This window comes from Brenneria corticis (genome assembly GCF_003115855.1).
In the GTDB taxonomy this organism is placed as follows: domain Bacteria; phylum Pseudomonadota; class Gammaproteobacteria; order Enterobacterales; family Enterobacteriaceae; genus Brenneria; species Brenneria corticis.
Genome location: NZ_KZ819076.1, coordinates 159,338 through 175,368 on the forward strand (window position 1 = coordinate 159,338; position 16,031 = coordinate 175,368).

Sequence of the window (16,031 nt, forward strand, 5' to 3'; positions counted from 1 at the left end):
ATTCGGCACGAAGAAGATAATGGTGTTGTCGATGTCGATTGAGAAAGGGCGTTATGGTAATGGAAGGCGACGCGTTCGTCACCTGCTCAAAAGCCCGCAGCGGACGCCGATGATTAAAATAACCCCATCTGACCGGTAATCAAGGTAGTGAAATCGTCGTGCAGAAAGGGAAGAATGGCATCGGCCACCGGCTGTAGCTGGCGCTCGACGTAGTGCTGATAGTCCAGCGGCGAATGCCGGGTTTCCAGCGGTTCCGGCCCGCTGGTGGTGATGACGTAGCTAATCCAGCCGCCGTTTTGATATTGCAGCGGTCGCCCCTGTCGGCGATTGTAGTCATCGGCGATTTTGGCCGCCCGCGCATGGGGCGGCACGTTGCGCTGATAGTCGTCGAGCCGGCGGCGCAGCCGTTTACGGTAAACCAGCAGCGCATCGAATTCGCCGTTCAGGGTTTTCGCCACATAGTCCCGCAGCCATTGCTGATAAGGCCGTTGCTGAAAGATAAGCAGATAAAGCTGCTGCTGAAAATGTTGCGCCAGCGGCGTCCAGTCGGTGCGCACCGTTTCCAGTCCCTTAAAAATCATTTTTTCGCCCTGGGGCGTATCAATCATCCCGGCGTAGCGCTTTTTACTGCCCTGTTCGGCGCCGCGAATGGTGGGCATCAGAAAACGGCGGAAGTGGGTTTCAAACTCCAGCTCCAGCGCGCTGGTCAGCCCGTGGGTTTGCAGCAGATGCGTGCGCCACCACTGGTTGACCTGCCGCACCAGCGTATCGCCGATGCGGGCCGCCTCTTCCTGCGTATGGGCGCGCCGCAGCCAGACAAAAGTTGAGTCGGTATCGCCGTAGATCACCTGATAACCCTGTTGTTCGATCAGTTCGCGCGTTTTGCGCATGATTTCATGACCGCGCAGGGTGATGGAAGAGGCCAGCCGGGGATCGAAAAAGCGGCAGCCGCTGGCGCCGAGCACGCCGTAAAAGGCGTTCATGATGATCTTCAGCGCCTGGGAGAGCGGTTGGTTGCCGATGCGTTTGGCGGCCTCGCGCCCTTGCCAGATATGCTCGACGATGGCCGGCAGGCAGTGCTGCCGGCGGGAAAACCAGGCGCCGAGAAAACCGGCGACGGCGTGCCGTTCGTCCGGGTGCTGCATTCCCACCGCCAGACCCACCGGGTCGATCAGGAAGGTGCGGATAATTGACGGATACAGGCTTTTGTAATCCAGCACCAGCACCGAATCGTATAAACCGGGGCGGGAATCCATCACGAATCCGCCGGGGCTGGCTTGCGGCGCGACCTCTCCCAGGTTAGGCGCCGCATAGCCCATGCGATGCATGCGCGGCAGGTAGAGGTGGGTAAAGGCGGCGACGGAGCCGCCGCTGCGATCGGCGGCCAGGCCGGTCACGTTGGCGCGCTCCAGTAAAAAACGCATCAGTTCCGTTTTGGCGAAAATACGGGTAACCAGTTCGCAGTCCTGCAGGTTATAGCGTGCGAGGGCCGGTTTATCTTCGGCGAAGCGGCGGTCGATTTCGTCCATGCGCTGGTAGGGGGTATCGATGGCTTTCCCCTCGCCCAGCAGCGCCTGTGCGACAAATTCCAGGCTGAAGGAAGCGAAATTCCAGGTGGCGGACTTAAGCGCCTCGATGCCGTCAATAATCAGCCGGCCCGCGGCGCCGGCAAAAAAATGCCCCGGCTTGAAGCCGTGCTCGCGCCACTCCAGTTCACCGCCGTTGCGGCCCAGCCGCAGCGGGATACGGTAGCGCTCGGCGTGTTTTTGCAATACCCGCAGGTCGAACTGCACCAGATTCCAGCCGATAATGGCGTCAGGATCGTGTCGTTGCAGCCACTGGTTCAGCTTTTCCAGCAGTTGCGGGCGGCTGGCGACATATTCCAGCGTAAAATCATCGGCGTCGGCGGCATGCCCGTTGGCCGGGCCGAGCATATAAACCTGACGTTGACCGCAGCCTTGCAGGCCGATGCAGTACAGCTCGCCGTGGCGGTTGGTTTCGATATCCAGCGAAACCAGCTTGAGGTCGGGGCGGTAATCGGGATTGGGCTTCATCCGCGCCTGGGTCAGCAGGCCGGGCGACGCGCGCTCGCCGCTCAGCCAGACGGAGGCGGTAATAAAGCGCTCCATCAGAAAACGGTCGGGCGGGCGGATATCCGCCTCATAGACCTGAACCCCGTCTTCGCGCAGCAGCTTTTCCAGCCGCAGCAACTGGCGGTATTGCCCGCAATACAGCCCCAGCAGGGGCTGATGATGAAAATCCTGCAGTTCCAGCGGCTTTAGCTGCCAGCCTCTCTCTTTGGCTAATAGGCGGCCGGCCTGGTCCTGCTGCGCGACGGGGATAAAAGCGACGGCCTGTTGCGCGGGCAGGCGGGCCAGCAGCGGACCGTCGTCGGTGGCGAGCCAGAATTCCACCTGGGCGCCGGCGGGGGCGTCATGCCAGTGGCGGGTGAGAATAAAGCCCTGACGAGTCTCGGTCACTAAGGCTGCCTTTTCGTTGTTTGCCGGGGGAGAAAGAGGATTAAGTATGGTTATTTATACAGGTGATGTCCAGCGGTTTGCCGACATCGCCCGTTGAACGGCAGAGGGGAATTAAAGCCGCCATCCCGGCGGACTCAGCGGGCGTCCGCGGCGGCGATCACCCGGTTGCGGCCCTCCTGTTTGGCCTTATACAACGCCTCGTCCGCCATTTTAAACGCCCGCTCCATGGTGATGTCCTGATGGTGCGGCGCCCACAGCGATACACCCAGCGAGATGGTGATATGGCCGACCGACGGAATATCGGCTTGCTGCACCCTGTTGCGCAGGCGTTCCGCAATCTCCAGCGCGATTTTCATCGTGGCTTCCGGCAATAAAATCAGAAACTCCTCCCCTCCGCTGCGGCATAAAATATCGCTGTCGCGCGAACTGTTGCGGATAAGCTGAGCAAGATAGCCGATCACGCTATCGCCGACATCATGGCCATAGGTGTCGTTAACGCGTTTGAAGCTGTCGATATCCAGCGCGACAATGGCGAAGCTTTTCTGGCCGATCTGCCAGTACCGCAGAATGCTTTCCATTCCCCGGCGGTTGAACAGCCCGGTCATGGGGTCGGTTTGCGCTTCATAGCTTAGTTTACCGATCTTTTTCTGTAGCAGATCGATGCCGATTAGCATCGCCTGTTTAAGCTGTGTGGCCTCAAAATACCAGGAACGAATTTTTCTGATGTCGTCGGAAACGTTCTGCGAGTCCATTTTATTGGCGCTGCTCGCCAGCAGCCACAGCGGCTGGGCAATAAGCCGGGCCAGCAGCCAAACGCCGAATAGGGTCAGCATGGCGAATGGCAACGTATGCCGTAACACATTCATCATCAGGCTATCCAGCGGCTTTAAGGTTTCACTCGTCGGGCGCAGCACCAGCACTTCCCAGCGGTTGGCGGGAACCACGGCGTATCCGACCAGCATTTCTTGACCCGGTTTATCCCCCATCCTGCGGCTGCCGTTGCTCTCCCTGTGGCTATCCATTATCGGGCTGGTGTGGACGACGACGCCGATCTGCTGGGGGTCTTTGTGGTACAGAATTTTTCTAAAGTGGTCGGTAACATAGATATAAGAACCATCCTGATAAAAGTGCTGGTCAAGCAATTCGTTGAGAATACTAGGTTTTTCCAGGTGAATGGAGCCGCCGATAAACCCCTGGTAGCGCCCGTCGCGGCTGAATATCGGCGCAGAGACAAGGACGATCAGGTTATTGACCACGGAAGAATAAGGCGAACTGATCAGCTGATCCTTTTCCTGCAGGGCCTGCCTTACGCCGGCGGTAGTGACCTTTTGTCCTATCCATTGAAACGTTTCGGGAAAGGCCGCCTTGACCACGCCATGTTCATCGACAATGGATACGGTGTTGAAACTGCGGCTCTGTAACCCGATACGTCTGGTTTCCTGGTTCAGGTGGTCGCTGTCATCCATGTGGTCCGCTATCTCGCCGGCGCTGTAGGCTAATTGCTGCAGCGATGTTTTGAAAAAGGTATCGGTGGTGGCCGCCAGCTTGGCCGCGTAAACGCGATTGGCTTCCAACGTGTTATCGATCAGCAGCTGACGCTGTACCCGGTAACTGGCGTAAAAACTGTTAATCAACATAATCAGCGCGCTGGTCACGGCCAGCAGTAAGATTAATCGTCGTAATCCGATGTGATTGAAGCGTTTTAACAACATATTGGGCAGACTGGCGCGGTGGTAAAAATGGTCGCTATCATAAGTGCTGGTATATGGCCTGTAAAATCTGGTTAGTATAGTCATCTTGGGCGAAGGGATGATAAGTTTTTCGCCAATGCCTGATGCAAAAAACTTTTCCCCCCTGCTGCTGTAGCATAAAAAGTGGGGAATAACATATTTAAAGGAATAATCACTATGGCATCTATTTACCGTCACGCCAGAGCGGGGCATAAATAATAGATGACAATCATCAGGATACAATATTGCCGGCTCGCCCTGAGGAGCTGATTTACTTATAGAATCTGGCTGTTAACCCCGACGCACTTTTTAAAAGCAACGACGAAACAAATTGGTGCATTTCCCTTTATGCCTTTTCCGCTCTGCCGTTTTTTCTACCGTAACAAATCATTTTTTTCATTATTTATTAATTGGTTAATAACGATTTTATCGTTCTGGCACATTTATTGCTGATTTCCGTTCCGCCAGCAGAATATATCCCTGCGGCAATTTTCAGACTCTCACAGTCAGGCGTACGGCTTTATTCCATTACTGGGATGTGCATCTCTCATTATCAAAGAGGCGATCATGAATAACAATTTTGTCAGAATAACGGTAGCGGCCGCATTTGTTTCCTCTGTTCTTTGCGCCAATAGCGCGCTGGCGGCCGAAGTGAAAATCGGCGTCGTCCTGCCTTTAAGCGGACCGCTTAGCGGTTTTGGACAACCCTCGCAAAAAGGCGTTGAGCTGATTAATAGCCTGGAGCCGACGCTGAAAAACGGCGATACCATTAAACTGGTCATCATTGATGACAAAAGCGACAAGGTGGAGGCGGCCAACGCCATGCAGCGTCTGGTCTCCAGCGATAAAGTCGACGCGGTGATCGGGGAGGTCACCTCGACCAATACGATGGCGATGACCAAAATGGCCGAAGACACCAAAACTCCGCTGGTCTCCCCGACCGCCACCAACGACCGCGTGACTCGCAACCGCCAGTACGTCAGCCGCGTATGTTTTTCCGATAGCTTCCAGGGCGTGGTCGGCGCCAATCTGGCATCGCGCGATTTGGGGGCGAAAACCGCCGCCATCATGTTCGACAGCAGCAACGACTATTCCGTCGGTCTGGCAAAATCCTTCCGCACCCAGTTTCTGAAAAACGGCGGCGCCATTCCCATCGAAGTTCAGGTGCCGGGCGGCAGCAAGGACTTCAAAGCGCAGCTCTCCACCATCAAGGCTAAAAACGTCGATATGATCTATATGCCGATCTATTACACCGAAGCGGCGCTGATCGCGGTACAGGCCAAACAGCTGGGGCTGAAGGCGCCGGTGGTCGGCGGCGACGGGCTGGCGGCTGACCAGATCTTCTTCACTCTGGGGCAGGATGCGGTCGAAGGCTATATGGCTACCGACTACTACTCGCCGGACGCCAAAGAGCAGACGCCGGAAGGGGAGAAATTTATCAAGGCCTGGGAAGCGAAATATAAAGAGCCGACTCATACCTGGGGCGCGATGACCGCGGACGCTTACAAAATGATCGTCAACGGCATGAACCAGTGCAGCGACCCCAAAGACCGGGTTTGCGTCAATGAAAAAATCCGCGCCACCAATAATTTTACCGGCGTGACCGGCACGCTGACGCTGAAAGACGGCGATGCAATCCGTAGCGCGGTCATAAACGAAGTCAAAGATGGAAAAATGGTCTTCAAGACGGTGGTTAATCCTTAATTATCCCTGGCATTTTTTAAGCTGCGGCGACGTCCTTTACGCGACTCCTTTCAGGAGGGCGTAAAGCCGCGTTCCACGCCGCAGCGTGAAGTTGACTGGCTAAATAAAGGCTAATAAGGATTGAATTTATGGATGCGGCCATTTTCTTTCAGCAAGTGGTTAACGGCATGAGCCTGGGCAGTATGTATGCGCTGATTGCTATTGGGTACACCATGGTTTACGGCGTATTACGACTGATCAACTTCGCTCATGCCGATATCATGATGGTGGGGGCATTCCTTGCCCTGTTCGGTTCCACCACCTTTGAGCTGCCTTTCGGGGCCGCTATTTTATTCGCCGTTCTCTTTTCGGCCCTGCTGGGGGTGTGCATCGATCAGATTGCCTACCGCCCGCTGCGGCAGGCTTCCAAAATATCCATGCTGATTACCGCCATTGGCGTGAGTTTCTTTTTGGAGAATCTGTTTAATGTGCTGTTCGGCGGCAGCCCGCGTTTCTTCGCCGCGCCGGAATTTTTTAATCAAACCGTTTCCTTCGGCGGCATCATTATCACCAACGTCGCCTGGCTGGTGCCGCTGGTCACGCTGGTATTGTTGGGCTGCATCCTGTTTATCCTCTACCGCACCCGGCAGGGGATGGCGATCCGCGCGGTGGCCTTTGATGTCAATACCGTCCGCCTGATGGGGGTGGACGCCAACCATATCATCGCCTTTGTCTTCGCGTTGGGCAGTTCGCTGGCGGCGCTGGGCGGAATTTTTTACGCCACCAGCTACCCGACCATCGATCCGTTAATGGGGGTATTAATCGGTCTGAAAGCGTTTGCCGCCGCCGTACTGGGCGGTATCGGCAGCGTAACCGGGGCGGTGATCGGCGGTTTTATTCTGGGCTTCACCGAAGTGGTCGCCGTGGCGATATTTCCGGAACTGGGCGGATATAAAGACGCCTTTGCATTTATGTTTTTGATTTTGGTCCTGTTATTCAGGCCGGTCGGCATTATGGGTGATGAAAGACTGGAAAGGAGCCGTTTCTGATGAGAATGCCAACCAATTCCTTTTCGCTGCTGGGCGGCTATGCCGGGCTATTTGCGATTATGCTGCTGGCGCTGTTTGCGTTGCAGCATCTGTTTGACGATTACGTGCTGCGTATCGTGTGCAATATTTTTATTTTTATGATCCTGGCGGTGAGCTACAACCTGATTAACGGCGTCACCGGCCAGCTATCCCTTGAGCCCAACGGTTTCGTCGCCGTCGGCGCCTACATTACCGCCATCCTGTTGCTAAGCGCGGAAACCAAGCTGGATATGTATGAGATGGCTTCCCCCAGCGCGCTGGTGCTGGCGCTGCATACCTCCTTTCTGCCCGCGCTGATTATCAGCGGCATCTGCGCCTCGCTGCTGGCGGTATGCCTGGCGTTTCCGGTTTTTCGGGTGCGCGGCGACTATCTGGCGATTGTCACCCTGGGGTTTGGTTTTATCATTAAAATCCTGGCGATTAATAATCCGCAAATCACCAACGGCGCCATAGGTCTGAACGAAATCCCCCAGGCCAGCAATATGCTGTACTGGTGCGGCTTTATCGCCCTGATCGCGGTGCTGCTTATTTTACAGATCGTCTATTCCAAATACGGCCGGGCGATGAAGGCGGTGCGCGACGATGAGGACGCGGCGATCGCCATGGGGATTAATACCTTTAAAATCAAAACCTGCGCCTTTGCCACCAGTGCCTTTCTGGAAGGGATCGGCGGCGGTTTGCTGGCTTCGCTATTGACGATTATTTCTCCCGATCTGTTTGATTTTATGCTGACCTTCCAACTGCTGATCATCATTGTGCTGGGCGGGCTGGGCAGCACCACCGGCGCCATTCTGGGCACCATTGTGGTGGTGGGCAGCGGCGAGTGGCTGCGCTTCCTTGACCAGCCGCTGAACCTGTTCGGCGAGAATTTGGGAACTTATCCCGGTTTACGGATGGTGGTTTTTTCATTGGTACTGCTGATCATTATGCTTTTCGCCCGCGAAGGGCTGCTGGGCAAGCAGGAAATCTGGGAAGTGAGCAGGAGGCGCCGTCATGGAAAATAAACCCATTCTCAGCGTTGATAACGTCATTATGCAATTTGGCGGACTACGGGCTATCGATGGCGTCAGCTTTACGCTTAATCCGGCGGAAATCTTTGGCCTGATCGGCCCCAACGGCGCCGGGAAAACCACGCTGTTTAACGTTATCACCGCCAACTATAAACCGACCTCGGGAACGGTGATGCTGGGCAGTGAAAAAATTACCGGCCTGAAACCGAATCAGGTGGTCAATCGCGGCATTGCCCGCACCTTCCAGAATATTCGTTTGTTCAATTCCATGACGGTGCTGGAGAACGTATTAATCGGTTTTGATCGCGCCATTCACTACTCTTTTATTGAGGCGGCGCTGCATATGGGGCGCTTTTTCGCGGCGGAAAAACGGGCCAAAGCGCAGGCGATGGAGATTCTCGACTACATCGGCATCGCGCAGCATGCGGATTCGCTGGCCACCAACCTGAGTTACGGCAATCAGCGTAAAGTGGAGATCGCCAGGGCATTGGCCACGTCGCCCGCGCTACTGCTGCTGGACGAACCGGCGGCCGGCATGAATCCCAGGGAAACCAACGAGCTGGCGCAGCTGATTTTTAAAATGCGCGAGGATTACCAATTAACGGTTTTGCTGATTGAGCACGATATGTCTTTCGTCAACACTCTGTGTGAACGGGTGCTGGTGCTGGACTATGGCAAACCGCTGTTTAGCGGCACCACCCATGAGGCCATTAACAATAAAGAGGTGATTGCCGCGTATCTCGGAGAGGTCGATTATGCTTAAGGCCGCTGATCTACAGGTGTTTTATGGGCTGATTCAGGGATTGAAAGGGATCGACATCGAGGTGAACAACAGCGAGATCGTTACCCTGATCGGCAGCAACGGCGCGGGGAAAACCTCCACGCTGAACGGCATTATCAATCTGGTGAAATCGACCGGACAGGTGAGTTTCCTCAATGAGGATATCTCCCACAGCCTGACGCATCAGATTGTGCGCAAAGGGCTGGCGCTGGTGCCGGAAGGGCGCAAGGTGTTCACCAACCTGACCATCGAAGAAAACCTGCGTATGGGGGCGTACAACAATCCGCTTAATTTCAACCATCTGAAAGATAAAATGTATACGCTGTTTCCGCGGCTGAAAGAGCGGCGCAGCCAACTGGCCGGCACCATGAGCGGCGGGGAGCAGCAGATGCTGGCGATTGCCAGGGCGCTGATGAGCGAGCCGGTGCTGCTGATGCTGGACGAACCCAGCCTGGGGCTGGCGCCCAAGATCGTGGGCGAAATGTTCGGCATCATCAAGCAGTTGCAGAAGGATAATATCACCATCCTGCTGGTGGAGCAGAACGCCACCGCCGCGCTGAAGATTGCCGATCGCGCCTATGTGCTGGAGAACGGCAAGATCGTGCTGCAAGGTCAGGCGCAGGCGATTCTGGCCAATCCCGACGTGAAAAAGATGTATCTGGGGGGGTAGATTTCCTTCTGGCGTAAATACTGAAAATGACCGGTTGACGGCATCAGCCAAGATCCACACAATCCCTTTTTTATCACCAACGAGTTGGGATTTTATGGAAGCATGGCTGGATCATCTGGTGACGCAGTCATTAGCCTATGTACTGCTTGCCGTCATGCTGGTCGCCTTTCTGGAATCTCTGGCGCTGGTCGGCCTGCTGTTGCCGGGAACGGTGATGATGGCGACGCTGGGGGCGTTGATCGGCAGCGGCAAGGTGGGGCTGTACCCGGCGTGGGGCGCGGGGATTGTCGGCTGTCTGCTGGGAGACTGGATCTCTTATTTTATCGGCCGGGGTTTTAAGGGATCGCTGCATCGCTGGTCTTTCCTGAAAAAACACCAGACCATGTTGCGCAAAACGGAATATGCGCTGCATCAACACCATATCGCCACCGTGCTGATCGGGCGCTTCGTCGGCCCGACCCGCCCGCTGATCCCGCTGGTTGCCGGGATGCTGGAACTCTCGCCCTATAAATTCGCCTTGCCGAATATTATCGGTTGCCTGTTATGGCCGCCGATCTATTTTTTACCCGGCATATTGGCGGGCGTCGCCATTGATATTCCCGCCGCCGCCAACGGCGCCGGTTTTAAATGGTTGCTGCTGGCGACGGTGTTACTGCTGTGGAGCGCGGCGTGGCTGAGTTGGCGCTGGTGGCGGGGAGATAAACGTAAAAAGCGCGACGGGCTCAGCCGGTGGCTGCCGATAAACCGTTTACGCTGGGTAACGCCGCTGGCGCTGCTGGCGGCGGGCGCGGTGCTGACGATGCTGCTGCAGCATCCGTTAATGCCCGTCTATCGCCACCTGCTGTGGCAAGTGCTGAATGGCTAAATCGCCGCCCCTCGCGCAATGGGATGCCTGCGGGATCGTCATTGCGCGAGGGCGGTCGGGCGCTCAGCGATAAAATTCCGCCACCTGATCAAAGATACGCATTTCATCGCCGTGGCGGCGCACCTCCAGCACATCCTCCAGTTTTTCCACCTGGCTTACCATCTGTTGCAGCCGCTGGTCGTCCTGCACCAGCAGCCAGATGCGGCTTTCGTCGCCCCCCTCCAGCGGCATACACAAGATCCCTTCGACGTTAAACGCCCGGCGGGCAAACAGGCCGCATACGTGAGACATCACGCCGGGGTGGTTGCGTACCGCTAGCTCCAGCGTCACCTGTTTTGAGGCTGATTGAGTTGGCATGGTATTACTCTCCAATCATATCGATGTTGGCGGCGCCCGGCGGCACCATCGGATAAACTTTTTCATTGGCGTCGATCAACACGTGGATCAGGGCCGGTCCCGGCTGGTTCAGCGCATCGGCCAGAGCGGCGCGGGGATCCGCCGCCGCATTCAGATCGCAGGTGGCGAAACCGAAGCCCGCGGCGATGGCCAGAAAGTCGGTGCGGCGGCGGTAGTCCGCCGCAAAGATACGCTGCTGGAAAAACAGCTCCTGTTGCTGGTGAACCAGGCCAAGGGACTGATTGTTCAGCAGAATGATTTTGACGTTCAGCCCCTCTTCCGCGGCGGTGGCCATTTCCTGAATATTCATCATCAGGCTGCCGTCGCCGGAAAAGCACGCCACGGTGCGCTCGGGCTCGGCCAGCGCGGCGCCGATCGCGGCGGGCAGGCCAAAGCCCATGGTCCCCAGCCCGCCGGAAGTCAGCCACTGTCGCGGCCTGCGCAGCGGATAGGACTGGGCGACCCACATCTGATGCTGCCCGACGTCGGTGGCGATAATCGCCTCGTCGCTCAGCGCCTGCGCGGCGGCCCGTATCAGCCCGTAGTGGCTCAATGGGTCATCCGTTCCCGGCATATTGACCGGAAACTCGCGTTGCAGTTCGCTGACGGTCGCGCGCCAGACGTCGCGCCGCTGGGGGGCGACCAGCGGCAGCAACCGGTCCAGCGCCTGCGCGACATCCGCATGCAGGGCAACGTGCGGCTGTCTGATTTTACCCAGTTCAGCCTCATCGATATCAATATGAATGATGCCGGCCTGCGGGCAGAACTGTTCCGCCTTGCCAATCGCCCGGTCGTCAAAGCGGGCGCCCAGCACAATCAGCAAATCCGCCTGTTGCAGGATCAGATTGGTTGAGCGCGCGGCGTGCATTCCCAGCATGCCCAGCGACAGCGGATGATCGGCCGGCATGGCGCCCAGCGCCATCAGCGTCATGGTGGTGGGCAAACCGGCGCGTTCCGCCAGTTGCACGGCCTGGCGGTGGGCGGACGCGCTGATGATCCCGCCGCCAAGGTAGAGAATCGGGCGCTGGGCGGCGTTAATCAGCGCGGCGGCCTGCTCGATTTTTTGCCCGTCGAGCGCCGGCGGCTCCGGGGGCGGGATTATCGCCGGCAGTTCATCCAGTTCGATTTCCGCGGTTTGCACGTCTTTAGGAATATCAATCCACACCGGACCGGGGCGACCGGACTGGGCGATGCGAAAGGCGTCGGGAATGACGCGCGGCAGATCCCGGATATCTCTCACCAGATAGTTATGTTTGGTGACCGGAATGGAGATGCCGTAGGTGTCCACTTCCTGAAAGGCATCGGTGCCGATCATGCCGGAAGGCACCTGCCCGGTGATGCAGACCAGCGGAATCGAATCGAGCTTGGCGTCGGCGATGGCGGTCAGCAGATTGGTGGCTCCCGGCCCGCTGGAGGCCAGACAGACGGCGGCCCGCCCGCTGGCCCGCGCCATGCCCTGGGCCATAAAGCCGGCGCCCTGTTCATGGCGCGCCAGCACGTGGCGGATGGTTTTACTCTGGCCGAGCGCATCGTATAACGGCAGGGCAGCGCCGCCGGGAATGCCTGCCACCGTGGTGATGCCCTGCCGTTCGAGCAGCCGGACGATCAATTGGGCGCCTGTATAACGCATGATCATATCCTTTATCAGGGCCGGCGCGGTGGCGGAGCGGGGAGGGTGGAAACAAGAAACCCCGCTCGGCTTGCGCCGGCGGGGTTTGGGAATCTTGGTTTGATTCGGAACCCGTTACGGCGCGCTGCCGACGACCACCACGACCACGCGCACGACGACGACCGCGTCAACATGCACGGTGCTTAGTAGTGCTGAAGTGGAAGAGGCCTGTCTCATGGGATTCCTGTTAATGATATGCAACCGCTTTATATAAACACGACTGATGAAAAAGACACAATACCCACAGGGGAAAAACATTAAAAATCCGCGTGTGGATCACATTTGGTGATTTTCGGCCTGCTGCCGGACATGAATACCTGTTCTTCCGGCGAGCCAGCCCCCTAGGGGCAAACCGGGCTTATACGCCGTTGCGCATAAGCCCGCAGAGGTGGGTAGAAATTAGCTATCAGCTTTTCGCTTTCCCCTTTTTACCGCCGTTGGTGGTCGTTTTGGATTCCGCGGCCTGCTTGGGCGTATCGCTGTAGGAACGACCGTAGTAGGTATCCAGCAGAATCTGCTTCAGTTCGGAGATCAGCGGGTAGCGCGGGTTGGCGCCGGTGCACTGGTCGTCGAACGCGTCCTCGGACAGTTTGTCCACCTTGGCCAGAAAATCCGCTTCCTGCACGCCGAAGTCGCGAATGCTGGCCGGAACGTCCAGCGCCGCCTTGGCTTCCTCCAGCCAGGCCAGAAGTTTGTCGATTTTCTGTCCCACGTCGTCGCCGGGAGCGCTGAGCGCCAGATGATCGGCGATTTCCGCATAGCGTTTGCGCGCCTGCGGGTAGCCGTATTGGCTGAACGTCGCCTGTTTGGTCGGTTTATCGGTGGCGTTATAGCGAATCACATTGCAGATCAGCATGGCGTTGGCCAGACCGTGCGGAATATGGAATTCGGAACCCAGCTTATGCGCCATGGAATGGCATACGCCGAGGAAGGCGTTGGCAAAGGCGATGCCGGCGATGGTCGCCGCGCTGTGCACTTTTTCGCGCGCCACCGGGTTTTTCGCCCCTTCCTGATAGCTGGTAACCAGATTGCCGTGCAGCAGTTTCAGCGCCTGCAGTGCCTGTCCGTCGCTGAATTCATTGGCCAGCACCGACACATAGGCTTCCGTGGCGTGGGTGACCGCATCCAGACCGCCGAAGGCGCACAGCGATTTCGGCATCGTCATCACCAGATCGGCATCGACGATCGCCATATCCGGGGTCAGCGCATAGTCCGCCAGCGGATATTTCTGGCCCGTCGCATCGTCGGTCACCACGGCGAACGGCGTCACTTCGGAGCCGGTGCCGGAGGTGGTGGGCACGCAGATCATTCGCGCCTTCACCCCCATTTTCGGGAAAGTGTGGATGCGTTTGCGGATATCCATAAAGCGCAGCGCCAGATCGTCGAAACGGGTTTCCGGGTGTTCATACATCACCCACATCAGTTTGGCCGCATCCATCGGCGAACCGCCGCCCAGCGCGATGATCACATCCGGTCCGAAGGCGTTCACCTGCTCTGTTCCCTTGCGAACAATGCTCAGCGTCGGGTCGGCCTCCACCTCGAAGAACACTTCGGTAGCGACGCCGTGCTGTTTCAGACGCGATATCACCTGATCGGCATAGCCGTTGTTGAACAGGAAACGGTCGGTAACGATAAATACGCGTTTCGCACCGTCCTGTACGACCTCTGACAGGGCGACGGGAAGCGAACCGCGCCGGAAATAGATGGATTTGGGAAGTTTATGCCACAACATATTTTCCGCTCGCTTGGCTACGGTTTTTATATTGAGAAGGTGTTTGGGACCCACGTTTTCCGAGACGGAGTTGCCTCCCCAGGAGCCGCAGCCCAGCGTCAGTGAGGGCACCAGCTTGAAGTTGTACAGATCGCCGATGCCGCCGTAAGAGGTCGGCGTATTGATCAGCACCCGGGAGGTTTTCATCCTTTCACCGAAATAGAGCACGCGGTGGGCATGGTTGTCCTGATCGGTGTACAGGCAGCTGGTGTGGCCGATACCTTCCATATTGAGCAGTTTTTCAGCGATATCGACCGCTTCGCTGAAATTCTGCGCCCGGTACAGCGCCAGCGTGGGGGAGAGTTTCTCATGGGCGAAAGGTTCGGTCTCATCGGCTTTGGTGACTTCTCCAATCAGCACCTTGGTATCCGGCGGAACGCTGATGCCGGCCATTTCGGCAATTTTTACCGCCGACTGGCCGACGATGGCGGCATTCAACCCGCCGTTCTTTCTCAGAATGCCGCCTACCGCCGCGAGCTCGCTGCCCTGAAGGAGATAGCCGCCCTGGGCGCTAAAAGTCGCGCGCACGTCGTCGTAAATGCTCTTGACGACGATGGCGGACTGCTCGGACGAACAGATCATGCCGTTATCGAAGGTTTTCGACATCAGAATGGAGGCGACGAACCGTTTGACGTCGGCGCTTTCATCCACCACCACCGGCGTGTTTCCGGGGCCGACGCCCAGGGCCGGTTTTCCGGAGCTGTAGGCCGCCTTTACCATTCCCGGACCGCCGGTGGCGAGGATCAGATTGATATCCGGGTGATGCATCAGCTGGTTGGTCAGGTCGATGGAGGGCTCGGTAATCCAGCCGATGATATCCTCCGGAGCGCCGGCGGCGACCGCGGCCTGCAGCACGATCTCGAGCGCCCTGTTGGTGGAGTTTTTCGCCCGCGGGTGCGGCGAGAAAATAATGCCGTTGCGCGTTTTCAGGCTGATCAGCGCTTTGAAAATCGCGGTGGAGGTCGGGTTGGTGGTGGGAACGATACCGCAGATCAGACCGACGGGCGCGGCGATGGTGATGGTGCCGTAGGCGTCATCTTCCGACAGGATGCCGCAGGTCTTCTCATTTTTATAGGCGTTGTAAATGTATTCGGATGCGAAGTGGTTCTTGGTTACTTTATCCTCCACCACGCCCATACCTGATTCCTCCACCGCCATTTTCGCCAACGGAATGCGATAGGCGGCGGCGGCAAGCGCGGCGGCGTGGAATATGTTATCTACCTGTTCCTGCGTATAATCGGCGTAGATGCGTTGGGCCTTTTTTACCCGGGCAACCAAGGAGTCAAGATCATCAATTTGTGTTACGGCCATGGTGGTCTCCAATTGTGCAATATATTTGCCAGGGGCTTTCCCTGAGTAAGACGGCAATAGCCCACGAGGCTGGTAACGACGCATCGTGCGCGCTTGCCAGGGCTTTTGCTTCCACCTCCGGGCATTCGTTTCACAAACCGATGCCGAGAGAAAATATATTCCGTATCAAATTGGTGACTTTGATTGAGATTGATAACAAATCTCCGCTGGGAAGCTGTTAACGCCTTTCTTTTCGTCCTGAGCGGAAATTAATAATAGCCTGCTTATTATTTCGCGTTTGCATTATTAATTGGCATCACGCCAGGATGTAAAAAATCGTCATATCTTTTATTATCAATCTCGATCAAAGTATTTGTTGTTCTTGTGTTATATTTGGTTATTTAATTGTTAATTAATATCACCTCCTGCCATTTGCTTTCTTGATTGCAGTCTGCGGATTGATCGGAATCTCTCTTGAAAACATTGGTAAATATGTTGGGTGTAATGAATTTTTCTGGTGGCTTTCAGTAATATAAAAATAGTATGGATAATAAAAAAATGGGCTATTTGGTTTATGCGTTTTTAGAAAAAGTCGGCA

General features: G+C 56.6%; 11 protein-coding genes. 6 read left to right on the plus strand and 5 right to left on the minus strand.

The features are described 5' to 3' along the window. Positions 1-113: 113 nt before the first annotated feature. Complete coding sequence (locus DDT56_RS08780) at positions 114-2,480, minus strand: DNA polymerase II (protein ID WP_136166075.1); 2,367 nt, start codon at positions 2,478-2,480, stop codon at positions 114-116. Between the two features lie 134 nt (positions 2,481-2,614). After that, positions 2,615-4,192 (minus strand): sensor domain-containing diguanylate cyclase, encoded by a 1,578-nt coding sequence (locus tag DDT56_RS08785; RefSeq protein WP_168197594.1) that lies wholly within the window; start codon positions 4,190-4,192, stop codon positions 2,615-2,617. Positions 4,193-4,777: 585 nt separating this feature from the next. Here DDT56_RS08785 and DDT56_RS08790 point away from each other — a divergent pair. The 6 genes from DDT56_RS08790 to DDT56_RS08815 all read left to right on the plus strand — a co-directional run bounded on the left by DDT56_RS08790 (position 4,778) and on the right by DDT56_RS08815 (position 10,307). Next, entirely contained in the window at positions 4,778-5,914 is a 1,137-nt protein-coding gene (locus DDT56_RS08790; RefSeq protein ID WP_136166077.1) for an ABC transporter substrate-binding protein, read from the plus strand. A gap of 128 nt (positions 5,915-6,042) precedes the next feature. Beyond that, entirely contained in the window at positions 6,043-6,942 is a 900-nt protein-coding gene (locus DDT56_RS08795) for a branched-chain amino acid ABC transporter permease (RefSeq protein WP_136166078.1), read from the plus strand. A 59-nt stretch (positions 6,943-7,001) separates the two neighbouring features. Continuing rightward, positions 7,002-7,985: a branched-chain amino acid ABC transporter permease gene (locus DDT56_RS08800; protein ID WP_246856753.1), complete on the plus strand. Its 984-nt coding sequence runs from the start codon at positions 7,002-7,004 to the stop codon at positions 7,983-7,985. Further along, a complete protein-coding gene (locus DDT56_RS08805; protein ID WP_136166080.1) occupies positions 7,975-8,754 on the plus strand; it encodes an ABC transporter ATP-binding protein in 780 nt (259 codons plus the stop codon). The genes DDT56_RS08800 and DDT56_RS08805 overlap by 11 nt, the downstream gene beginning before the upstream one ends. Further along, positions 8,747-9,442, plus strand: a complete 696-nt coding sequence (locus DDT56_RS08810; protein ID WP_136166081.1) for an ABC transporter ATP-binding protein — start codon at positions 8,747-8,749, stop codon at positions 9,440-9,442. The genes DDT56_RS08805 and DDT56_RS08810 overlap by 8 nt, the downstream gene beginning before the upstream one ends. A 94-nt stretch (positions 9,443-9,536) precedes the next feature. Then, a complete protein-coding gene (locus tag DDT56_RS08815) occupies positions 9,537-10,307 on the plus strand; it encodes a DedA family protein (protein WP_136166082.1) in 771 nt (256 codons plus the stop codon). A 63-nt stretch (positions 10,308-10,370) separates the two neighbouring features. On the opposite strand, the gene ilvN is transcribed toward DDT56_RS08815, so the two are convergent. The 3 genes from ilvN to adhE all read right to left on the minus strand — a co-directional run bounded on the left by ilvN (position 10,371) and on the right by adhE (position 15,454). Next, positions 10,371-10,664, minus strand: a complete 294-nt coding sequence (ilvN, locus tag DDT56_RS08820; RefSeq protein ID WP_136166083.1) for an acetolactate synthase small subunit — start codon at positions 10,662-10,664, stop codon at positions 10,371-10,373. Positions 10,665-10,668: 4 nt separating this feature from the next. Beyond that, on the minus strand, positions 10,669-12,333 hold the full coding sequence (gene ilvB / locus DDT56_RS08825; RefSeq protein ID WP_136166084.1) for an acetolactate synthase large subunit: 1,665 nt from the start codon (positions 12,331-12,333) through the stop codon (positions 10,669-10,671). 445 nt (positions 12,334-12,778) lie between these two features. Then, positions 12,779-15,454, minus strand: a complete 2,676-nt coding sequence (gene adhE / locus DDT56_RS08835) for a bifunctional acetaldehyde-CoA/alcohol dehydrogenase (protein ID WP_136166086.1) — start codon at positions 15,452-15,454, stop codon at positions 12,779-12,781. Positions 15,455-16,031: the final 577 nt, after the last annotated feature.